We start from the raw sequence: 20,984 nt of genomic DNA, 5'->3' as shown, positions 1-20,984 counted from the left end.
TATCTCCTTTCTATGCATCCTTTGCGTTAAGAAACCAGGAAGGCAATGGCTTTCGCCAGACCAATAAGGGCATTGTACAGGGGAATAATGATCCACCTGAGCACCTTCCCGATAATACCGGTAAATAATAACAGCAAAAGGATAATTGTGCCATAGTTTTCCAGCATATAAAGCCACTGCTGCCGGCCAGGCAAGAGCCCGGCCAGTATTTTCGAACCGTCCAGCGGGGGAATCGGTAGAAGGTTAAAGACTGCCAGGATGACATTGATGTGTATAATTTTTAAAACAATCTCCTGGCCATAGGGCAGCTTCCACGCCCCCAGGCCCAGGGCCACCGCCCCGGCTACTGCCAGCAACATATTGGCAGCAGGCCCGGCCAGGGAGACCAGCATTATGCCCTGGCGCATGTCGCTGCGGAAATTATAGGGGTTGACGGGCACCGGTTTAGCCCAGCCAAAACCAACGACAAAGAGCATGATCAAGCCGATAACATCCACGTGGGCCAGGGGGTTTAAGGTCAGCCGGCCCTGGTAGCGGGCCGTGGGGTCCCCCAGGCGATCGGCTACCCAGCCGTGGGCCAGTTCGTGGAAAGTAAGCCCCAATACAATGGCCGGCAACATGATGCCCATTTCGTATAAGCTGGGGAGGTTAATCATGGGAATCCTCTCCCTGGTGGCGGCGCAGAAATTCCTGCACAAACGCCTTTTCTTCTTCGGTGTTTTTCACCAGGCCGTCCAACCGGGCCCGCCAGACCGCATCTAATGCCTGGCGGAAAATGGGCCCTGGCCGGTAGCCCAGACTTTTTATGTAGGTGCCATCCACCGTTGGCCTGCTCTCCCTCAGGAGTAGAAGCAACTGCCGGAAGCGTTCTTTCAACCATTCCTCATCCAGTAGGGTAAGAATGAGGGGATGGGCTTCCGGGGGCAGAAGGAGAAGGTTCCGTGCCAGCTCACTGGCGCGCACCCCATCACGCTGGCATAACCGGGACAAGACCGGACGCCAGCTGGCCAGGGTGGCCAGAACCTTTCCGGTCTGGCGCTTGTTCAGGTGGTAGCGCTCACACAAACTCCGGGCTGTTTCCGGATCGGTCCAGTGCAGGGCGGCAATAAAATAACAAAGCCATGGTTCATTCCCCGGGGGAAAGCCCCATTCTTCCAGTAATTGCATGGCTTCACCCAGATCATGCAGTACCGGCTGTACTTCCCAGTAAGTCACGCCGGGGAAAACAAAGGGCCACATGCCCAGTTGATGCAGGCGTTCCAGCATTCTCCCGGCTTCCTTTTCCATCAGGATGTGCTTTAATTCTTCCCACAAGCGTTCGGCAGAAACGCGGGCGAGAACTTCCCGGCGCACGGCCTCCTGCACCAGCTTTAAGGTTTGGGGCTCGATTTTGAACCCGTAGCGCTGCTCAAAGCGCACGGCCCGCAACAGCCGGATGGGGTCCTCAATAAAACTCAAGTTATATAATACCCGGATCAGCCCCTGCTGTAAATCCTGGCGCCCGCCAAAAAAGTCTATTAGATCTCCGAAGTGTTCCCCGTTTAAGTCAACGGCCATGGCGTTAATGGTAAAGTCCCGCCGGTAAAGGTCATGGCGCACGCAGGAACTTTCCACCCGGGGCAGAGCTGCCGGGTACTCGTAAAATTCCACCCGCGCCGTGGCCACATCAACCTTGAATCCATCGGAGAACAGCACTTCCGCAGTGCCAAATTTACGGTGGGCGCGTACCTGGGCACCGTAGGCCTCAGCCAGGGCTTCAGCCAGGGCTATGCCATCCCCTTCCACCACCAGATCTATGTCGAGATTGCCCGCTTTAAGCAATATATCCCGTACCACCCCGCCGGCGGCAAAAACCCGGTAGCCAAGACGGGCGGCAATTTCCCCGGCCCGGCACATAATCTCCCATTCCCTGGGGCTCAGCACCTGGTGCATGAGCTCGGAAATATTCGCCCCGGCGGCAGGCAGGTGACCGGAGTAAATGGCCCGGTAACGGGTGGGAAAATCGCCGTGCATGGTACGCAGGACATCGGTCCGGGAAACAATACCCACCAGGCGTCCTTCCGACACCACGGGCACGCGCCCGATATCGTGTTCAATCATCAGTTGTTGCACTTCGGCCACGGGGACGTCGGGAGTCACCCAGACCACATTCTGGCTCATAAAACCCTTTACCGGGGCATGTCCCAAACCATGGAGGTTGGCCTTTTCCACATCCCGCCGGGATATCACACCTACCAGCCGGCCCTTTTGTACTACGGGCAGGCCCGTATGGCCGTAGCGCATCATGATGCGACCGGCTTCCTTAATGGTGGTTTCGGGAGTAACGGTTTTAACCGGGCTGGACATGATCCCCGCTGCCGTCAGGGGAGGACGCACCTTTTGCTGGATGATTTTCATGAGTGTCTCTGCCACCTGGTTTAGAGGTGCCCCTTTAATGGTGGCCGAGGCTGCCGCCGGGTGGCCGCCCCCTCCAAAGGGGCCCAGAATTTCGGCCACATCCACCTGGGCCACGTTACTGCGGCCAACTATGTGTACCCGGTCCTCCATTTCCACGACAGTAAATACCGCATCCAGCCTTTCGATTTCCGAAATGGTGTGGGTGAGCAGGGCCAGGCCGACCACAAATTCTTCCACCGATGCGGTGGCCAGGAGGATCTTGACCCCGTTGACCTGGTGGCGGCGGGCAGAAAGGAGTAAAGATTTGAGCAGGGACTTTTGTTCCTCGGTCATGGGCCGGCCGAGAAATTCGGCCACCACTCCCAGGTTGGCCCCCTTTTCCAAAAGATAGGCCACCGCCGCCACATCCCGGGGAGTGGTACTGGTAAAAACTAAAGAACCGGTATCCCCGTAAATACCCAGGGCCAGAATTGTGGCTTCCAGGGGATTTAAGGGTATGTTTTGCTCCCGTATTTTTTCCACCAGCAGGGTGGCGGTGGCCCCCACCGTCTCCACCACTTCCACCGTACCCCGTACATCCCCTTCGGCCCAGGGATGGTGATCGTAAATATGTACTTCCACCCCGCGGCGGTTTAACACTTCCGCCAGTTTGCCCAGCCGTCTGGGGTTTTTCGTGTCCACCAGCACCACCCGCCGCACCTTTTCCAGCTGGATGTCCCGCAGGCTGGACACGGCCAGGGCGTCCTTGTGCAAAGCCATAAATTCCTCCACGTTCCTGGAAAGCTTACCCGGGAAGACCATCACCGCTTCGGGATAGAGTTTCTGGGCTCCCACCATGGCGGCCAGGGCGTCCAGATCCGTATTGGTGTGGGTGGTAATAATATCCATGGACGGCTCCTCTCTCCTAATCCTCGTGGTACACTATTTTTTGATTATATCATATCTTCCTTTTTCGTAACCAAAAATGCTCCTTCGCAGCCCCCGCTGCTGTAAATGTTCAGCGAGCCAGGTTGGATGCGGCCCAGCACTCACTAAAATATGACTTTGCTCCCGGTGCTCCAGGTTTAACTGACACATCCTGTTTTGGGAAGAACAGTTTCCCGGTGAGTGCTGGGTCCTCGCTCACTCCAGTGCTTCGCGCCGACAGCACCGCATCCTCGTCATTACGGTTTTGTTAAACATTCACTCCGCTTTTACCAGCTTTGGACCTTTTACTCCGTCTTTTCGTCTTGCGTCGAATATAAAAAGCACCCCTCCTTTAGGGGTGCCGACGGACGAAAGGTTCAGCGTGCGGAAGCCATATTCAGCCGCCGGCTCTTGCGCAACCTTTCCGGGATCACGTCATTGCGCAAAAGATCGGCATAGGTCTCCCGCTCCACAATGATATCGGCACGGCCGTCTTTAACCAGCACCATGGCCGGCCGGGGCAGGCGGTTGTAATTCATGGACATGGAATAGTTGTAAGCGCCGGTGCAGCTGACTGCCAGAATATCTCCCGGTTGGACCCTGGGCAGGGCGATATCCCAGATGAGCATATCCCCGGATTCACAGCACTTGCCGGCGATGGAGACCACTTCCTCCGCCGGTGCAGCGGCCTTATTGGCCACGCAGGCTTCGTAACGGGACTGGTAAAGGGCCGGGCGGGGGTTATCACCCATGCCGCCGTCTACGGCCACGTACTTGCGCACCCCGGGAATGTCCTTTACGGCCCCGACGGTGTAAAGGGTGGTACCCGCCGGGCCGCTGATGGAACGCCCGGGTTCCACAATAACCCTGGGCACGGGCAGGCCGTGCGCCATGGCCTTTTCCCGGACGGCCCGCATAACTACATCGGCATATTCGGCCACCGGGCGGGGTTGATCCCCTTCGGCGTAGTAGATGCCCAGCCCGCCTCCCAGATCAAGTTCGGACGGTGCCCAACCGGTCTCCCTGGCTACGCGGGCGGCAAAATCCATCATCACTCCGGCAGCGTGGGCGTAAGAATCCAGCTCGAAAATCTGGGAACCGATATGACAGTGCAAACCGTGAAGGATAATATGATCCATCTCCAGAGCCCGTTTTACCCCGGCCAGGGCCTGGCCGTTTTCAATAACCAGGCCGAATTTGCTGTCAATCTGACCGGTTTTAATGTACTCATGGGTGTGGGCCTCAATGCCGGGGGTTAGGCGCAAGATAACGTCCGCCCTGGTATGCATCTCACCGGCCAGCTGGTTGAGCATTTCCAGCTCGTAGAGATTATCCACCATGAAGCGCCCCACCCGGGCTTCCAGGGCCAGGCGCAGTTCTTCCCGGGACTTGTTGTTCCCGTGGAAATAAACCCGGGACATGGGGAATTTGGCCCGCAGGGCAGTATATAGTTCGCCGCCGGAAACCACATCCATCCCCAGCCCTTCTTCCTCCACCAGGCGGCAGATGGCCAGGGTGAGCAATGTCTTGGCTGCATATATGACCTCGGCACCGTACTTTTCAGTGAAGGCCCGGTAGTACTCCCGGCAATTCTGCCGGAAAAGCACTTCATCCACCACATAAAGGGGGGTGCCGAAGGTAGAAGCAAGCTCTACAGTATCGCAGCCACCAATTTCCAGGTGACCCCGGCAGTTAATCGTCATGGTACCGTGCAACTTCACTTTTTAAAACCTCCTACGGATATAATGCGCCCGAAAAAAGGCCATTGGTACCGGCGGTATAAAATAAGACGGCTCCCCAGGTAAGGGGCCGTCTTACACACATGGAAAAGAAACCCCCTCCCCTGGTGAGATAGCGCTCCACCCGGCAACAGGGCAACCACCGGGTGACAGTCCGGCACCTGTTCGATGACGGCCCAGCCCAGCCGTTCCGGGCAACAGCTGAACTTCGGCGGGCAACCCTTTTCCCCGGCTTCTGCGGAACCCGGATCCTCCACCGGGGTACTCTTGTTGTCCGCAACCTCTACCCCACCTCCAAAGGGAGATGAGGCATAATGTATACAATTTTGTCCCATTGTAACATGGGTGCCTGGTGCTGTCAACAACAACTTTCTAAATTCTAACCTACCCCAAATCCACCTTGGGAAGCCGGGATAGGGACCTGGCCAGCTCTTCTTCCGGCAGGGGGTAGTCCTCCAGCTTGCCGGCCAGGTAGGCGTCATAGGAGGGCAGATCCAGGAAACCATGGCCGCTCAAGTTGAACAGGATGGTTCTCGCCTCCCCTGCTTCCCTGGCTGCCAGGGCTTCTTTAATGGCGCAGGCAATGGCGTGGGCGGACTCGGGAGCCGGTACGATTCCCTCGGAGCGGGCAAACATGATGGCACTTTGAAAGACATCGGTCTGGTTAAAGGCCCGCGCTTCGACAACGCCGTCATGCACCAGCTGGCTTACCAGGGGGGAGTCTCCGTGGTAGCGCAGGCCCCCGGCATGGATTCCGGGAGGCATGAACTCGGCCCCCAGGGTATACATGGGCAGAAGGGGCGTTAGCCCGGCCACATCGCCGTAATCGTAAGCAAATTTGCCCCGGGTCAAGGTGGGACAGGCGCTGGGCTCCACGGCCACCAGCCGCACCTTTGATCCCCGCACCAGCTTGTCATGGGCGAAGGGGAAAGCCAGCCCTCCAAAGTTACTCCCACCGCCACAGCAGGCGATGACCACGTCCGGGTAGTACCCGGCCCTGGCCATTTGTTCCCTGGCCTCCAGACCGATCACCGTTTGGTGCAAAAGAACGTGGTTGAGCACGCTGCCCAGGGCGTAATTGGTATCTTCCCGGCCGGCAGCATCTTCCACCGCTTCGCTGATGGCAATGCCCAGGCTGCCGGGGGAATCGGGTTCGGCGCTTAAGATCCTGCGCCCGGCGGCAGTTTGTTCGCTGGGGCTGGCATAGACTTTGGCCCCGAATATTTCCATCATGGAGCGGCGGTAGGGTTTCTGGTGGTAGCTGACTTTGACCATGTACACTGTACATTCAAGGCCAAAAAAATTACATGCCTGGGACAGGGCTACGCCCCACTGGCCTGCTCCCGTTTCCGTGGTCAACCTTTTGATACCTTCCTTTTTGTTGAAATAAGCCTGGGGTACAGCCGTGTTCAACTTATGACTTCCGGCAGGACTTACTCCCTCGTATTTATAAAAGATGCGGGCCGGCGTGTCCAGGGCCTTTTCCAGGCGGTGCGCCCGGTGTAGGGGACTGGGCCGCCAAAGGCGATAAATTTCCCGCACTTCTTCCGGAATTTCCACCCAGCGTTCCCGGGTCATTTCCTGTTCAATCAATGACGTGGGGAAAATGGCCTTTAGATCATCCGGTTCTACTGGCTTTCCGGTAGCCGGATGTAATGGCGGTCGGGGCAATTGAGGCATGTCGGCCTGGATGTTGTACCAGTGCGTAGGCATTTCTCTTTCCGTAAGCAGGATTTTGGTTTCGCTCATCTCTTCTATGCTCCTTCTATAAAAAAATACCTTACTGCGCCGTAAGCGCACCCTTCTTATTTTCGCCGGCGTGTGGGGAATTCCTCCTGGAAGATACAAATACTTTAAGTGTTAATTTCCATGGCAGGAAGAAATGTCCGCGTATACCTTATTAGTTACGGGGGAATCTAAAAGTGGCAACGTTAAAAAAGCAGGAGGTGCTTTGTTTTGATTCAAGGTTGGTCCGATACTCCAAAAGGCGTCGAGGTGAGGCCGGCTGGTTTCAATGAAGTGAACATTATTTACAACGGGCTTCTGGCCAAAAGTGGTGCCGACCAGGTTTACCTGCACTGCGGGTTTGGTGACCCGAAAAACTGGCAAAATGTCAGCACCATTAAAATGGAACGCACCCAGCGGGGTTGGGAAAGTACCCTGCGCATGCAAAACGGCTTGATGTCCTTCTGCTTTAAGGATTCAGCCAACAACTGGGACAACAACAACGGTTACAACTGGACCGTGCGTGCTTAACGAGCAGGAGGGGGCGGCTAGCCCCCGTCCACGCGTACTACCGGACATGCGGGTCTGATATCCGGTGGTTTACCAAGCTTGACGGAGATAAGAATAGCATTCGGTTAAGCTCATCAGGCCCTGGGATTGCCAGCAGGCGTTGCCCGGGGCTCTATTCTTGCCTCCATTCCTTAATGAACTCGTCAATGAACTCTTCCAGTCCCAACTGGAGTTCCCTCTTGTAAGAAAGACCGCAGGAAAGCCCGTTAACGATAGTTACGAATAACCAGCTCCGATACCGGACCGCGTTTATCAGCCCGGCAGTTAACGGCCCTTTTAGCGTAAACCACTTGTACGTCGTAGCCTTTATAAAGCTCGCGGATGAATGGCGTATCCGAATTGCTCAGCATGACAAGACAGCCTTTTCGATCCAGTTCCCGAAACACTTCCGCCAAACGCTGCTGGTCGTCTTGCCCAAATGCATCAGGGGTATAGCTGGTGAATTTGGCTGTTTCCGAAAGCGGATGGTAGGGAGGGTCCAGGTACACGAAAGCTCCCGGCTCCGTGCAGTCCAGGACCCGGCTGAAATCATCGCAGATTATTTCCGCCCTTTTCAAAGCCTCGCTCACCAGGCGGAGGTTCGGCTCATCCACTATTTTAGGGTTTTTGTAACGCCCGAATGGCACGTTGTGCTTACCCTGGCTGTTCACACGCCACAACCCGTTGTAGCCCGTCTTGTTCAGGTAGAGGAACCTGGAGGCCCGTTCCACAGAAGTGAGGTGACCGGGATCGAGGGCGCGAATGCGGTAGTAGTATTCCGCAGTGTTTTCGTGCTTCTTCAAGTCCTGCAGGAGAGCTTCCAGGTTGTCCCGCACGACCAGGTAGAAATTGATTAACTCATCGTTGCTGTCGATCAACACCGCCCTGGGGGGTAGCAGGTGGAAGAAAACCGCCCCGCCGCCGACAAAGGGCTCTATGTAGTGATCGTACTCTTTTTGGGGAAACAACGGCCCAAACTGTAAAATAAGCTGGCCTTTGCCGCCCGCCCACTTGACCGGCGGCTTCGGAGCACCCTTTACCGTTCGAACAGAAAAAGTTTCACACATAGTCTGCCATCATCCTTTAAAAATCGCTCCCAGGGATTAGTAAACATCACCGGTCCCTTATTGTCGCGGAACGTCAACCACAAGTAGCAATAAGCGCAATCGCAGGGGCAGCCGTTGGAAAGAATCAGGCGCTCTCGCTCGCAAAAACAACCGCCCCTTTCCTTTCGCTAACTTATGTGAACAAAAAGTTCGCCCTTAAAAGGCGAGATCCTGCAACTTAGACGAACTTTTCCAGGAGATTTTGGGCGCACACGAAAAGGGGACGGGTTTTTAAACCGTCCCTTTTTAAACGGCGTTCTCTTGACACCCCAGGGAGCCGGACCACCGGCCGCAGCGATCCCCCCAGCGGGCAATAACTTCGCCTTCCCTGGTGATTTCCACCACTTCGCACAGGTTCGGGCAACCCTCACATTCAAAGCCTCCAGCTTTAAACCGGGTTTTGGCCACTCCGAATCCCCGGAACCGGCTGGTTCCCCCGCCGGCCATTTTCTCCCGGGCTAAAAGGGCCGCCCCCACCGCCCCCATCACGTTGTAGTGGGGAGGAACATGCACTTCCAGGCCCAGGGCCTGCTCGAAGGCCCGCCGCATGCCGGCGTTGGCCGCCACCCCGCCCTGAAAGACAACCGGGGGGAGAATCTCCTTGCCCTTGCCGACGTTGTTCAGGTAATTGCGGACCAGGGCCTCGCACAAACCGGCCAGGATATCGGGCAGGCTGTAGCCCATCTGCTGCTTATGGATCATGTCCGACTCGGCAAAAACGGCACAACGGCCGGCTATACGTACCGGAACGGTGGATTTCAGGGCCAGTTCACCGAAATCTTCGATGGGAATATTCAACCGGGCCGCCTGCTGGTCCAGGAAAGAGCCGGTACCTGCGGCGCAGACAGTGTTCATGGCAAAGTCGGTCACCACGCCATTGCGCAGGATGATAATTTTGGAGTCCTGGCCCCCGATCTCCAGGATGGTCTGCACTCCCGGCACCAGGGTGGAGGCGGCCACGGCGTGGCTGGTAATCTCATTTTTCACCACATCGGCCCCGGCAATTATCCCGGCCAGGTAACGGCCGCTGCCGGTGGTGCCCACCCCCCGGACAACGGTATTTGCGGGCAGGCGTTCGGCCAGCTGCCGCAATCCCTCCTGCAAAGCAAAAATGGGCTGCCCCCGGGTGCGCAGGTAAATGGCTTCCCTGATTTTACCGTTTTCACCCATAAAGACCAGATTGGTGCTTACGGAACCCACATCAATGCCCAGGTATCCCTTCATCATACTACCACTCCTCTTTTTCTGGCCAGCAGGTCCACAAAAGCCTCCAGGCGGGTGACCAGCCCCGCTTCCCCGGACTGCTCATCCACGGTGATGGTCAACGTGGGGATGTCCAGCTCGCTGCTCAGCCCGGGCAGCACGCTGTGGGCCACAATTTCGGGCATGCAGGTAAAGGGCAGGAGCTGGATTACGCCGTCATAACCCTGCCGGGCGTATATGACCGTGCTGCCCACGGTTTCCTGCCCGTGGCCTCCAACAAAATGGTTTAAATAAGGAGGCGCCGCCCGGCAGGCCTCCCTGCGGCTGCGCAGCCCTCTGACCAGGCCCAGGAAAAGGTGGTCGTTGATCCACTCGCTCAAATAAATGGACCGGTCGGCCTGGACACCCAGGTAGCCCAGCTTCCTTTCCAGGTCATGGTTGGCAAAGGACTCCAAAAGGGTGAAGATTTCACCGACGATGCCCACGCGCAGAACCGGCCGGGGCTTTATGGCCACCCCGGCCATGATTTTGCGCGCCCGTTCCGCGGCTTTTGGCAAATCCCGCGGGTGTTTGACGGCGATGATTTCCTGCAGGGCCCGTTGGAACGCTTTATCGGTGCTGCCCCGGTGGCTCTCCCGGGGACGCAGGTAATGGGCCTGCCTTTCCAGCTCGTCCACCATGCGGGCCTTCTGGTACCCGAAGCGGATACCCCTTACCACTTCCCACCAGGAACTGTGGCCGGTGATGTATTTGATCCTGGAAAGCAGCTCCCCCACATGTTTTTGGGGAGGTTCCATCACCACCAAACGGTAGTTGTAACCCAGGTCTTCCAGGATGGCGTGCTCCACCTGGGCATAGTAGCCGAAGCGGCAGGGCCCGCACCCACCGGCCATGAGAATGGTGTCCGCCCCCCGTTCCGCCGCTTCTATGAAATTGCCCAGGTTTAATTTAAGGGGTAAACAGGCAAATTCAGGAGCATGCCTGGCTCCCAGGGTCAGGGTGCGTTTGCTCGTAGGCGGCGGTACCACCACCTCCACCCCCAGGTATTCCAGCATGGCCGCAAGGCAGATCCACATATGTCCCATGTGAGGAAAGGTGACCTTCATTGGACACTCTCCCCTGCCGGAAGAAACTGCCGGCGCTCCATCATATCCAAAAAGGCTTCCAGGCGGGTCATCACCCCGGCTTCTGCCGAATGTTCGTCCAGGGTCAGGTTGAGGAAGGGCTTCCCCCGGCGCCTCACCTCCCGGGAGATCAGTTCCCCGGTGAGGGAATCGGGACCACAGGCAAAGGAAGCCACGTGGATGATGCCGTCCACATCCGGGCTCTGGAGGTAGTGCCAGGCAGCACCGATCATGCGCTGTCCCAGGCTCCAGAAAAGATGCTTGGGCAGCCTGGCGGCCTGTTCCCGGACAAGGGTTTCCGGGAGGTTGTCGGCACTGCAAACCCGCACCCCGTTCCTGGCGAGGCGGCTCAAAAGGTTCATGCTGATGTAGGGGTCGTAAATATTGTACGGATGGCCGATTACGGCCACCGCCGGGCCGCCGCCACCCGGTTCCCGCCCTTCTGCAACTCCCTGATACAGTACCGCCAGGGCCTGTTCCGGGAAAAGCCCTTTTTCCAACAGCTGCACATAGCGGGCCTGGGTGTGCACGGCCCGGCGGTAGGCAAGGTAAATGGCGAGCCGGTTGCTGGTAAAGTTGCGGCCCAGGGCAAAAAAGAAAGGGTAAGGGCTATCCCCGTGGTAAAGGTTAAGGTTTGAATCTATGAGGGGCGGCAGCCCTGAAATCCCGTGCCGGACCATGTCGGGAAAGCCAAGGAATTTGGGGCAAATATACTCCCGCCGGGCTATACTTACCAGCCGGGGCAAAAAAAGCACATCCACCCGGTCCTTTAAATCAAGCACGTGACCAAAGGCCAACCGTACCGGCAGGCAGACGTCATCCCCCGAGTTCTGTAAACCGGCTTCTAAAATAGTTTTGGTGGTCGGCCTGGAGGTAACCACTTCCAGCCCCAGAGCTTCAAAAAAGGTACGCCACAAAGGTAAATAATAGTAATAGAGCAGGGCCCTGGGTATACCTACCTTAAAGGTCATTGGTTCACTCCTTTCCGGCATAGCAATATTCTTATTATGGCCCAACGGGCCAAAAATAAAACAGCCCCCGGGCTGGGGGCTTACCGTTTCCGGACCGGTTCGGGTATGGCCTGCCGGTATTTGTCCCGGGGTTTTATGATGCTGGGGCGGATGTTGTCTACCGGCACAGGGGAACGCACCAGCACTTTCTTCATGGCCGCCCAGTTAAAGGGGATGAGGGGCCACAGGTAAGGGATGCCAAAGGACCTGGTGGCCACCAGAAAGGCAAAGGTTGCCAGCATGGCGATGATAAAGCCGGGCAGGCCGGCCACAGCCACTGCCGCCAGCAAGAACAGGCGCACCAGGCGGTTGGCCTGGGAAAGTTCGTAACTGGGGGTAAGAAAGATTCCGGTTGCGGCTACCGCCGTATACAAAATCACCTCGGGGGCAAATAAACCCACGGAAACGGCAATATCGCCTATAAGCAGGGCGGCGATCAAGCTGATGGACACCGACAGGCCCGTGGGTGTGTGGATGGTGGCCAACCGTACCATGTCAACGGCAAACTCGGCAATAATAAACTGTATGATCAAGGGAATGGCTCCAATTTTTTTGGGGCCGATGAACTTCAAAGCCGGTGGTAACAGTTCGGGATGCAGGGCGGCTAAAAACCAGAGGGGTAACAGGAAGATGGACACGGCCACCCCCACAAAGCGTACCGTCCGCAACCACACACCCACTGCCGGGCTCTGGCGGTATTCCTCGGCATGCTGCAGGTGATGAAAGTAGGTAGCGGGGACAATGGCAACACTGGGAGAGGTGTCCACCAGCACCAGCACGTGTCCTTCCAGCAGGTGAATGGCGGCCACGTCGGGCCGCTCGGTGTAGCGCACCCGGGGGAAGGGATTCCAGTAGCTGCCGGGAGTAATTAATTCTTCCACCGCTTTTTCTGCCATGGGCAGCCCGTCAATGTTGATGTTTTTAATCTTTTCCTTGATGCTGTCCACCAGATCCGGGTTGGCCACATCCTGCAAAAAGCAAATAACTATATCGGTTTTGGACCGTTTGCCCGCCTGGAGGATTTCCATGCGCAGCCTGGGGTCCCTGAGACGGCGGCGAATGAGGGCGGTGTTGTAAACCAGCGTTTCGGTAAAACCATCCCGGGAACCCCGCACCACCCTTTCCAGATCCGGTTCTTCGGGCTGGCGCACGGGGTAAATCCGGGCATCAATGATAATGGCCTTCTCTTCCCCGTCAATAAGCAGTGCCTGGGGGCCGGAAAGCACCTTTTCTACCACGTCCTCCAGGTGCTCCACCTGGCTGACTTCGGTGAAGGGAACGTGGCGGTTAAAAAGCTTGCGGAAGGTATTGATGGTCATCCCTTCCCGTTCCAGTTCCGCCAGGTGCTCCAAAATAAGGGTAAAAATCTGATCGTTGGTCAGCCCGTCCACAAAGATCAGGGCTGCCTTTACCCCGCCAATGTTCAGTTCCCGCAGGATAACATCGTAGCTTTCCCCTATTCCAAGCGCCTTTTTCAGCAACTCTGTATTCTCTTCCAGCCTTTTTTTCACAGGCGTTTTGTTGCCGGCATCTTGTGCCTGCTGGCTCATAAAATTCACTCCTATCCTTTTGGTCGGAAGGCCAGGGCGGCCAGGTAACCAAAAACGACCGCTGCGGTTATACCGGCTGCTGTAGCGGCCACCCCTCCGGAAAAGGCCCCCAGGACTCCCTTTTCTTTTACCCCCCCGATGGCTCCCTGGGCCAGGAGGTGGCCGAAACCACTTAAGGGCACCGTAGCCCCCGCTCCGGCCCAGTTCACCAGGGGCTGGTACAACCCCAGGGCGCTTAAAATAACTCCTGCGGTAACAAAACCTACCAGCACGTGGGCGGGGGTAACCTTATAGCTGGTTAAATCCATGAGGAGCTGGGCAATCACACATAACAGACCGCCCACGATAAACGCCTTTAAAAAAATCATGTTTCTCAATCACCGTCCTTCTATGACCACGGCATGGGCAATGCCGGGAATAGTCTCTCCCTGCTGGTAGCTGCAGAGGCTGAGCAGGGCCCCGGTAGCCACCCCGAGGATGCGCTTCAAGCGGCCAGCTTTGATTTCCTGCATCAGGTAGCCACAGGTAACCACACCAGCACAGGCACAGCCGCTGCCTCCCGCATGGGCGTCCTGCTCGGGGGAATAAATCAGGATCCCGCAGTCACTGAACCGGGTGGAAATGTCATAACCCTTTTGCTGCATTAGCTTAAGGGCCAGTTCCCGCCCGTAAGTTCCCAAATCACCGGTGATAAAAAGATCGTAGTAATCGGGTTGGCGCTGGGTGTCCATGAGGTGACGGGCCATGGTATCGGCGGCTGCCGGGGCCATGGCCGCCCCCAAGTTCATGGGGTCACCCTGGCCCAGATCAATTGCTTTGCCGATGGTAGCATGGGTAATCACCGGGCCGTTACCCTGGCGGGCCAGTACTGCCGCCGCCGCCCCGGTTACCGTCCGGGTGGCGTACAGGGGGCGCTGGGTACCCTGCTCCGTTGGATAACGGTACTGCCTTTCGGCCGTGGAATAATGGCTCGATACCCCCACCAGCACATATTCGGCAAAGCCGCCGTCAATGAGCACGGCCCCCAGGGTCAGGCCTTCATACATGGTGGAGCAGGCCCCGTAAAGGCCGATAAAGGGAATACCCAGATCCCTGGCGACGAAATCAGCACTGATGATCTGGTTCAAGAGGTCACCGGCCAGCAGGTAGTCAATGTTCTGGGGTTGGAGGTTGGCCCGCTGGATGGCATTTTGCATGACCTCTTTGAGCATCCGCCGCTCTGCTTTTTCCCAGGTATTTTCCCCGTAATAGTTATCTTCCACCACTTTGTCAAAGGTGTGGCCCAAAGGTCCCTGGCCTTCTTTACTTCCCACAATGGTGGCCGTAGAGATGATTACCGGTGGATTTTGAAACCACACGGTCTGCAGCCCGTTTTTTTTGGGTGCCGGCAAAGGCTTCACCTCCTACCGGAAGAAGTAGTACAAAAGTGCGACCAACCAGGCTGTCACAATGCCAAAAACAAGCACCGGTCCGGCAACGGTAAAAAGCCTCGCTCCCACTCCCAGAACAAGCCCTTCACCCCGGTATTCCATGGCCGGCGCAACCATGGAGTTGGCAAAGCCGGTAATGGGCACGATGGAACCGGCACCGGCAAATTTGGCAATTTCATCGTATACACCCAGCCCGGTTAGCAGAGCGGCCAGAAAAACCAGCACCGTGGAGGTAGCCGCCCCCGCTTCCCGCAAGGGCAGCCCGCGGGCCTGGAAAAAGTTCAAAAATAACTGCCCTAAAACGCTGATCAGCCCTCCCACAACAAAAGCCCAGAAAACATTACGGCCAACGGTAGGCCGCGGTTGAACCTCCTGAACCATCTTTTGATATTCTTTTTTTTGTATTTCCAGTGGCTGAGAATCTTTCACCTCGGCCATCAGGTCTCACCCCCGGTTGTTATGGTTTCCTTTCAACCAGACGATTATGCGCCCGGGAGGGATCCCGGAAACGCCAGGAAAGATCAAGGGACACCTGCAGTGGTGTCCCGATCTGGTGTTCAGCCCCGGTGGGCAATCTTTACATTGGCCTTGTACTCGGTTACCCGGCCGTTTTGCACATTGGCGGTCAGGTTTACCACCTCCACACCAACGATGTCGCTGATGGTTTTGGAGGCTTCGTCCACGGCCGCCTGAACGGCGGCCTTCCACCCGTTGGGTGATTCACCGACTAATTCCGAAACCTTAATATGCATAAAGTCATCCCCCTTTGATAAACTTTTTTAACAGCTAAGGCTATTATCTACGATGAAAGGGGGTTTTATGCGGTTAAGAAACAATAAAAAGACCCGGGGTTATAAATGTTCAGCGATCACGTTATGGTGCCGCGTTGTCCACTGCCGTTGGTAGCGGTTTTACTGAACAGTTACCCGGGGTTCAACCATCCTCCCCGGGCTGCATCATTTCCTTGAGCTTTTTTAAAGCCTGGCGTTCCAGGCGGGATACCTGTACCTGGGACAAACCCAGCCGTCTGGCCACATCCGCCTGGGTCTTGTCTTCAAAAAACCGCCACATGAGGATTTTTCTGTCCCTTTCGGGCAGGGACATGAGCAGTTCCTTGACAGCGATGTGATCCAGCCATGGCATATCCCCTTCCTCCCCATCCCGGAGCTGATCAAGAAGATAAATGGGATCGCCTTCGTCCTGATGGAGAGTTTCATAAATGGAGGTGGGAGCCTGAGCCGCTTCCATGGCGGTGACCACATCCTCCCGGGAAATCCCCAACTCCGCGGCCACTTCCCCCACCGAGGGCTCCCGGCCCAGCCGCCCGGTAAGGCGTTCCCGGGCCTGCTGAATGCGGTAGGCAGTTTCCTTAACTGACCGGCTTACTTTTACGGGATTATCGTCCCGCAAAAAGCGCCGGATTTCCCCTACAATCATGGGTACCGCATAAGTAGAGAACTTAACATCGTAATTTAAATCGAATTTATCGATGGCCTTCATCAGACCAATGCACCCAATCTGGAATAAGTCTTCCAGTTCGTAACCCCGGTTTTGAAAGCGCCGGACCAGATTGAAGACCAGTTTTAAATTACAGTTGATGAGCCTTTCCCGGGCAGCCTTGTCCCCGGCCCGGGCACGGCGCAGCAGTTCCCGCATCTCTTCATCGCCCAAAAGGGGGAAGCGGGGTAAATTCATTTCCACTAATCGGGTACTCATGGGGCAGTCACCTCAATGCCCTCCCTGGGAAGCTGCTGCTGCACCCCGGTTGTTAATGTTTTTAATCATCGTTATCCGGGTTCCCCTGGCCGGGCTGGAATCCACATGCAGGCGGTCCATAAAGGACTGCATGAACACAAACCCCAGCCCCATGCGTTCTGGATCGGTGGAATAGGCCGGTTCCAGCGCCTTTTTTACATCGGCAATGCCCTTGCCGTTATCTTCCACCCGGATTTCCACCCCGGTTTCCAGCAGGGTGACGAGCACCCGTACGATGCCTGTCGGGGAATTTTCATAACCATGGACAATGGCATTGGCCACTGCTTCGGAAACAGCTACTTTAATTTCCTCCAGGTCATTTAAAGTAAAGTCCAGCTGGGAGGCAAAGGCGGCCACGGCCACCCGGGCGAAGGCTACGTTGGCCGGCAGGCTTAAAAATTCCATCTTTAGCTGGTTAATCACTTTCATGGCAATCCCCCCTCACCCGGCCCTGGCTACAGCTTCTTCTTCCGTGGTATACTCGCCCATGATCCGGAAAAGCCCCGAAAGCTCACAAATGCGGCGCACATGGGGTTGCAAACCCACCAGCGAAACCCTGCCTCCTTCCCTGGCCAGGCGCTTGTAGCGGCCGAGGATAACCCCTAAACAGGAACTGTCAATATAAGAGACCCGGCTTAAATTGAGCACCAGGTGACGCACCGGGTTTTTATTTAAAGATTCTTCCAGGGCATTGCGCAGGAAATCGGCTACCCCCAGGTCCAGTTCCCCTTCCGGGCGGACAAACAGGGTATCCTGTCTGATTTCCAGATCCAGTTCCACCATAGATCACCCCTGCCGCGTTTTGGGTAAATATTCAGCGAACCCGGTTGGATGCGGCCCAGCACTCACCCAAATATGACTTTGCTCCCGGTGTTTCAGGTTTAATTGACATATCCGGTCTTGGGAAGAGCCAGTATCCCGGTGAGTGCTGGGTCCTCGCTCACTCCAGTGCTTCGCTCCGGACAGCGCCGCATCCTCGTCATTACGGTTTTAATGAATATTTAACTGTTTTGACACATAACTTCTACGGCGGGGTGGCATTCTCCTGCTAAATGTTACCATATATTCTGTCGAAATGCAAATTTTAAGGCGCCCCTTGTCCCGGGGCACCCGTTTTAACGAACGCTGTGCAGGCGTGTAAATACTTTTTTGATCTGCTGCAGCAAGTTGGCCTTTTTAACTTCATACCGGGCCACCAGAGGCACCCGCAGCACTTCCCGCCCGTCCTTTTTCACTACACAGAAGCCAAGCTGCTGCCCCTTGGTTACGGGAGCGGTTACGTGGGAGGGCAGTTCCAGGTGGGTGGTGAATCCCCGGTCCTCCCCTTTTGGTGCTACCACGGTAACCCGGTCTTTTGTCACCACATCCAGCTTATCCACCATGCCCTTGCTTACAGGCAGATATTTTACTTTAGCGCCCGCCGGGTAGATGTTTACCGCCTTGTAACGGGCAAAGCCATACTTGTAAAGCTTGATGGATTCCCGGAAATGGCTCTTTGGTTCGGGTGTACCCAGGACTACCACAATCAACCGCAGGCCGTCCCGTTCCGCAGAAGAAGCCAGGCAATATTTGGCCTCGTTGGTCCAGCCCGTCTTGCCGGCATCCACGCCCTCGTACCACTTGAGCAGCTTGTTGGTATTCCACAGCTTGAACTTCCCACCGCGCAAATCATATTCGTAGATAGACGAGATACGGCGGAAAAGGGGATATTTCAAGCATTCCCGCAAAATAACCGCCATATCGTAGGCCGATGTGTAATGGCCCTCGGCCGGCAGGCCGGTGCAGTTGACAAAATGGGTGTGTTTTAAACCCAGTTGTTTGGCCCGCTGGTTCATGGCCTCCACAAAAGCCTCTTCGCTCCCCAGGATGTGCTCGGCCACGGCCACGCTGGCATCATTGGCGGATCCTACGGCCACGGCAATAAGCATTTCTTCGAAACTGAATTCTTCCCCGGGCTCAAGGTAAATCTGGGAGCCACCCATTTCCCACGCGTTTTCACTGGCCACCACCCGGTCCTTAAGACTGACCCTGCCCTGTTCCACCGCTTCCACAGCCAGAAGGAGGGTCATGATTTTGGTTACACTGGCCATGGGTAATTCCTTATCGGGATTTTTGGCCCATAAAACCTTGCCCGTATGGGCTTCCATGAGCACCGCGGATTCGGCGGTAGTGTCCAGTCCGCCGCTGGTGCCCTCCTCCTTCTCTTTTACCGCCCAGGCCGGTAAGGCACAGGCCAGGGTAAATAAACAAATCAACAATGTACTGAGGATTTTCCGGGCAAACATTAGAAAAACCTCCTTACCCTTATTTCGGTGATTGTAAATGTTCAGTGACCCGCTATGGTGCCGCGTTGTCCACGCTCACTCCAGTGCTCCGCGCTGACAAAATGGTTTTTACCGCAAAAGCTAAAAATTCTCGCCGCAGCGGCATCAGAAAAAGTCTGCACTAACTGAAATAAACCGATGCCGCTGCCATACTCGCTTCGGACCGGACTAGCGGCGCTGCAAATGCGGCATGGCAGTTGCACTTTACTGTCATCTTTTTACCGTTTCGGTAAGCCACCTTTTTCTTAGCTACATTTCGGTGCCGCTGGTTTCGCGCCGCAGTCCGGTTACCCTCGCTTCGCCGGGTGCCGTTACCAGCGCTTCGCAAGTCGTTCGCTTTGGACAACGCGGCACCGTGCCGGTGGGAGCGGTTTTACTGAAACATTTACCGGTGATTGGTATACCGGAAATATTTCAGCCGCCGGGAGAGATTCCTGAAAATCGTAAGCCATCCTGCTTAACCGGGCGATATCGGCAAAACCCTCCCGGACATCTTTTACCCCGCTGGACAAAACCACCAGGATGTAAGGCCGCCGGCCAAAAACCACCCCGCAGTCGTTGGCTATCCCTTCCAGATCCCCTTCCTTATGGGCCACCATGACCTGGTGCGGAAGCAGTCCCGGTAAGCCGACATGAAAAGACGGGTGGGCCAGATCATCCAGCAGGCGCTGGCCTTCCTGCGGATGGCGCCGGGCGAAATCCAGGGCGGCCTTGACATAGATGGCCAGGTCCCGGGCAGTGGTCAAATTTTTCCCTCCCGGATAGACCGTATGGCCGCCCAGCCCCTTCATATAGGCATAAAAATTCGACCGGCCCACGTGCCTGGCCAGCATGCGAAAGGCCACGTTATCACTGATGGTGATGGCCAGATTGGTCAGCAGGCGCAGGGAATAGGTATCTCCGTCCCTGGCTTCGTAACGCAGCACTCCGGAACCGTCTTCATAATCGGTGGCCTTGCGGTAACTCACCCGGTCGTACCAGTGCATTTTACCCTGTACCACCAGATCGTTTATGTACAGGGCCATGGGCAGCTTGACCGTGCTGGCTGCCACCATTGGTTTATCGGCATTAATACCGAAACTGGCGCCGGAGGCCAGATCCTCAAAGTAAATGGCAAAGGTGGACTTTTTGCCGTGCACAAATTTTTTCATCTGCTTTTTTAAAGGCGAGTAATCAATGTTCTGCAGCGGTTGATGAGAAAGGCCTCCGGTCACCGGCATATTACTGCCTGCGACGGCGGGACCGGCGGTCAGGCTTAAAACAAGCAGGAGAACTGCCAGGCGGGTAATGCTAACCATGCTGTTTCACCTCCCCTTTGCCGCCCTGAAAGTAGTTGACCACACCACGGAGGATGGCCCGGGCAGCCCGTTCCTGATAGGCGGGATCGATTAGCTGCCGGGATTCCTGTTCGTGGCTTAAAAATCCCACTTCCACTATTACCGCCGGCATGCGGGAGTTGCGGCAGACGTAAAAATCACCGGCCAAAGCCTGGCGCCCCGAATCCACCAGGTTCTTGTTCAGCTCCGCCTGGATGGCTTCGGCCAGTTTCCGGCCTTCCTGGGAACCGGTCTGGTAAAAAACCTGTGCCCCGTATTCATCGGGCTCGGAAAAATGATTCAAGTGGATGCTGAGGAAAAGATGGGCACCGCATTTATTGGCCAGTTCCACCCGGCGGGCCAGATCATGGGCTTCTATCCTTTCCCCACCGCTTCCCCCGGGACCCGCCGTTTCCCGATCCCCGTCCCTGGTCAGCACCACCCGGGCCCCGGCCTGCCGGAAAACGTCCGCCACCCGCCGGCTGATTTCCATGGCCACATCCTTTTCCACAATGCCGTGACATCCCACCGTCCCCGGGTCGTCCCCGCCATGACCGGGATCAATGACGATTACCCGCCCGGCCAGGGCGTTACCGGGAGGGGCCGCCGCTGCTGGAGCCGCCACCTGATAAACCAGACCCAAAATAACTGCCATGAGCATAATGCGGGTAAAACTTTGCGGCGCAGGGTGCAACACGGTTCTCCACCTCAAAAGCCAATATCGGGTAATAACCGGGTCCACAACTCATTCCGCCTACTGTCACTTAAGGTTTACAATCCCTATAAAATTTATAAGCCCAGGGAGGATCTAGTTTCTGACAAATAAAGCATCCATGGCCCAGAAGATGGC

At 56.2% G+C, this 20,984-nt stretch carries 20 protein-coding genes and 1 riboswitch; of the genes, 1 reads left to right on the top strand and 19 read right to left on the bottom strand.

Features of this window, described 5'->3' with window-relative positions; genetic code table 11:
- Nucleotides 1-26 precede the first annotated feature (26 nt).
- From G7K71_RS13205 to G7K71_RS13185, 4 genes are all read right to left on the bottom strand, one after another.
- Nucleotides 27-656 (bottom strand): site-2 protease family protein, encoded by a 630-nt coding sequence (locus tag G7K71_RS13205; RefSeq protein ID WP_166347151.1) that lies wholly within the window; start codon nt 654-656, stop codon nt 27-29.
- On the bottom strand, nt 649-3,285 hold the full coding sequence (locus G7K71_RS13200) for a CBS domain-containing protein (RefSeq protein WP_166347148.1): 2,637 nt from the start codon (nt 3,283-3,285) through the stop codon (nt 649-651). The genes G7K71_RS13205 and G7K71_RS13200 overlap by 8 nt, the downstream gene beginning before the upstream one ends.
- Nucleotides 3,286-3,680: 395 nt before the next feature.
- Complete coding sequence (gene lysA / locus G7K71_RS13195) at nt 3,681-5,024, bottom strand: diaminopimelate decarboxylase (RefSeq protein ID WP_166347145.1); 1,344 nt, start codon at nt 5,022-5,024, stop codon at nt 3,681-3,683.
- Nucleotides 5,025-5,147: 123 nt separating this feature from the next.
- A riboswitch (Lysine riboswitch) is annotated at nt 5,148-5,336 on the bottom strand.
- 90 nt (nt 5,337-5,426) lie between these two features.
- The gene (locus tag G7K71_RS13185) at nt 5,427-6,791 is read right to left on the bottom strand and encodes a TrpB-like pyridoxal phosphate-dependent enzyme (RefSeq protein ID WP_166347139.1); all 1,365 of its coding nucleotides are present in this window, start codon (nt 6,789-6,791) and stop codon (nt 5,427-5,429) included.
- 207 nt (nt 6,792-6,998) lie between these two features.
- Here G7K71_RS13185 and G7K71_RS13180 point away from each other — a divergent pair, with 207 nt between their 5' ends.
- Entirely contained in the window at nt 6,999-7,298 is a 300-nt protein-coding gene (locus G7K71_RS13180; RefSeq protein WP_013822951.1) for a carbohydrate-binding protein, read from the top strand.
- Nucleotides 7,299-7,543: 245 nt separating this feature from the next.
- On the opposite strand, the gene G7K71_RS13175 is transcribed toward G7K71_RS13180, so the two are convergent.
- The 15 genes from G7K71_RS13175 to G7K71_RS13105 all read right to left on the bottom strand — a co-directional run bounded on the left by G7K71_RS13175 (nt 7,544) and on the right by G7K71_RS13105 (nt 20,831).
- On the bottom strand, nt 7,544-8,383 hold the full coding sequence (locus G7K71_RS13175) for a DNA adenine methylase (protein ID WP_166347137.1): 840 nt from the start codon (nt 8,381-8,383) through the stop codon (nt 7,544-7,546).
- A gap of 285 nt (nt 8,384-8,668) precedes the next feature.
- Nucleotides 8,669-9,646 carry an acyl-CoA dehydratase activase gene (locus G7K71_RS13170; RefSeq protein WP_041282875.1) on the bottom strand — a complete coding sequence of 326 codons (978 nt, stop codon included), beginning with the start codon at nt 9,644-9,646 and terminating at the stop codon, nt 8,669-8,671.
- Nucleotides 9,646-10,731: an acyl-CoA dehydratase activase-related protein gene (locus tag G7K71_RS13165; protein WP_166347134.1), complete on the bottom strand. Its 1,086-nt coding sequence runs from the start codon at nt 10,729-10,731 to the stop codon at nt 9,646-9,648. Before G7K71_RS13165 ends, G7K71_RS13170 begins: the two co-directional genes overlap by 1 nt.
- Entirely contained in the window at nt 10,728-11,720 is a 993-nt protein-coding gene (locus G7K71_RS13160) for an acyl-CoA dehydratase activase-related protein (protein WP_166347131.1), read from the bottom strand. Before G7K71_RS13160 ends, G7K71_RS13165 begins: the two co-directional genes overlap by 4 nt.
- An 80-nt stretch (nt 11,721-11,800) precedes the next feature.
- Complete coding sequence (locus G7K71_RS13155) at nt 11,801-13,309, bottom strand: spore germination protein (RefSeq protein WP_166347128.1); 1,509 nt, start codon at nt 13,307-13,309, stop codon at nt 11,801-11,803.
- Between the two features lie 11 nt (nt 13,310-13,320).
- Nucleotides 13,321-13,677: a stage V sporulation protein AE gene (gene spoVAE / locus G7K71_RS13150; RefSeq protein WP_041283329.1), complete on the bottom strand. Its 357-nt coding sequence runs from the start codon at nt 13,675-13,677 to the stop codon at nt 13,321-13,323.
- A 9-nt stretch (nt 13,678-13,686) separates the two neighbouring features.
- Nucleotides 13,687-14,700, bottom strand: coding sequence for a stage V sporulation protein AD (gene spoVAD, locus G7K71_RS13145; RefSeq protein ID WP_166347125.1), 1,014 nt, complete (start codon nt 14,698-14,700; stop codon nt 13,687-13,689).
- A 12-nt stretch (nt 14,701-14,712) separates the two neighbouring features.
- Entirely contained in the window at nt 14,713-15,177 is a 465-nt protein-coding gene (gene spoVAC, locus G7K71_RS13140; RefSeq protein ID WP_013822959.1) for a stage V sporulation protein AC, read from the bottom strand.
- 119 nt (nt 15,178-15,296) lie between these two features.
- Nucleotides 15,297-15,491, bottom strand: coding sequence for a dodecin family protein (locus tag G7K71_RS13135; protein WP_013822960.1), 195 nt, complete (start codon nt 15,489-15,491; stop codon nt 15,297-15,299).
- Nucleotides 15,492-15,672: 181 nt separating this feature from the next.
- Entirely contained in the window at nt 15,673-16,455 is a 783-nt protein-coding gene (sigF, locus tag G7K71_RS13130) for an RNA polymerase sporulation sigma factor SigF (RefSeq protein ID WP_166347122.1), read from the bottom strand.
- 12 nt (nt 16,456-16,467) lie between these two features.
- Nucleotides 16,468-16,923, bottom strand: coding sequence for an anti-sigma F factor (spoIIAB, locus tag G7K71_RS13125; protein ID WP_013822962.1), 456 nt, complete (start codon nt 16,921-16,923; stop codon nt 16,468-16,470).
- Nucleotides 16,924-16,935: 12 nt separating this feature from the next.
- Nucleotides 16,936-17,277: an anti-sigma F factor antagonist gene (gene spoIIAA / locus G7K71_RS13120; protein ID WP_207712916.1), complete on the bottom strand. Its 342-nt coding sequence runs from the start codon at nt 17,275-17,277 to the stop codon at nt 16,936-16,938.
- 332 nt (nt 17,278-17,609) lie between these two features.
- On the bottom strand, nt 17,610-18,779 hold the full coding sequence (locus G7K71_RS13115; RefSeq protein ID WP_166347119.1) for a D-alanyl-D-alanine carboxypeptidase family protein: 1,170 nt from the start codon (nt 18,777-18,779) through the stop codon (nt 17,610-17,612).
- A 350-nt stretch (nt 18,780-19,129) separates the two neighbouring features.
- Nucleotides 19,130-20,116 carry a serine hydrolase gene (locus tag G7K71_RS13110; RefSeq protein WP_166347116.1) on the bottom strand — a complete coding sequence of 329 codons (987 nt, stop codon included), beginning with the start codon at nt 20,114-20,116 and terminating at the stop codon, nt 19,130-19,132.
- Complete coding sequence (locus G7K71_RS13105; RefSeq protein ID WP_166347113.1) at nt 20,109-20,831, bottom strand: N-acetylmuramoyl-L-alanine amidase; 723 nt, start codon at nt 20,829-20,831, stop codon at nt 20,109-20,111. The genes G7K71_RS13110 and G7K71_RS13105 overlap by 8 nt, the downstream gene beginning before the upstream one ends.
- Nucleotides 20,832-20,984: the final 153 nt, after the last annotated feature.

Origin of the sequence: Desulfofundulus sp. TPOSR, assembly GCF_011393055.1 — a bacterium.
Taxonomy (GTDB): domain Bacteria; phylum Bacillota; class Desulfotomaculia; order Desulfotomaculales; family Desulfovirgulaceae; genus Desulfofundulus; species Desulfofundulus kuznetsovii.
Note: the sequence above shows the minus strand (reverse complement) of the source record. Positions and strands in the feature narration are given on the sequence as shown.

What these genes read in the sequence shown, in the direction of transcription:
- G7K71_RS13205 (WP_166347151.1), bottom strand. Translation starts at nt 656, where the DNA reads ATGATTAACCTCCCCAGCTTATACGAAATGGGCATCATGTTGCCGGCC.
- G7K71_RS13200 (WP_166347148.1), bottom strand. Translation starts at nt 3,285, where the DNA reads ATGGATATTATTACCACCCACACCAATACGGATCTGGACGCCCTGGCC.
- G7K71_RS13185 (WP_166347139.1), bottom strand. Translation starts at nt 6,791, where the DNA reads ATGAGCGAAACCAAAATCCTGCTTACGGAAAGAGAAATGCCTACGCAC.
- G7K71_RS13175 (WP_166347137.1), bottom strand. Translation starts at nt 8,383, where the DNA reads ATGTGTGAAACTTTTTCTGTTCGAACGGTAAAGGGTGCTCCGAAGCCG.
- G7K71_RS13170 (WP_041282875.1), bottom strand. Translation starts at nt 9,646, where the DNA reads ATGAAGGGATACCTGGGCATTGATGTGGGTTCCGTAAGCACCAATCTG.
- G7K71_RS13165 (WP_166347134.1), bottom strand. Translation starts at nt 10,731, where the DNA reads ATGAAGGTCACCTTTCCTCACATGGGACATATGTGGATCTGCCTTGCG.
- G7K71_RS13160 (WP_166347131.1), bottom strand. Translation starts at nt 11,720, where the DNA reads ATGACCTTTAAGGTAGGTATACCCAGGGCCCTGCTCTATTACTATTAT.
- G7K71_RS13155 (WP_166347128.1), bottom strand. Translation starts at nt 13,309, where the DNA reads ATGAGCCAGCAGGCACAAGATGCCGGCAACAAAACGCCTGTGAAAAAA.
- spoVAE (WP_041283329.1), bottom strand. Translation starts at nt 13,677, where the DNA reads ATGATTTTTTTAAAGGCGTTTATCGTGGGCGGTCTGTTATGTGTGATT.
- spoVAC (WP_013822959.1), bottom strand. Translation starts at nt 15,177, where the DNA reads ATGGCCGAGGTGAAAGATTCTCAGCCACTGGAAATACAAAAAAAAGAA.
- G7K71_RS13135 (WP_013822960.1), bottom strand. Translation starts at nt 15,491, where the DNA reads ATGCATATTAAGGTTTCGGAATTAGTCGGTGAATCACCCAACGGGTGG.
- sigF (WP_166347122.1), bottom strand. Translation starts at nt 16,455, where the DNA reads ATGAGTACCCGATTAGTGGAAATGAATTTACCCCGCTTCCCCCTTTTG.
- spoIIAB (WP_013822962.1), bottom strand. Translation starts at nt 16,923, where the DNA reads ATGAAAGTGATTAACCAGCTAAAGATGGAATTTTTAAGCCTGCCGGCC.
- spoIIAA (WP_207712916.1), bottom strand. Translation starts at nt 17,277, where the DNA reads ATGGTGGAACTGGATCTGGAAATCAGACAGGATACCCTGTTTGTCCGC.
- G7K71_RS13115 (WP_166347119.1), bottom strand. Translation starts at nt 18,779, where the DNA reads ATGTTTGCCCGGAAAATCCTCAGTACATTGTTGATTTGTTTATTTACC.
- G7K71_RS13110 (WP_166347116.1), bottom strand. Translation starts at nt 20,116, where the DNA reads ATGGTTAGCATTACCCGCCTGGCAGTTCTCCTGCTTGTTTTAAGCCTG.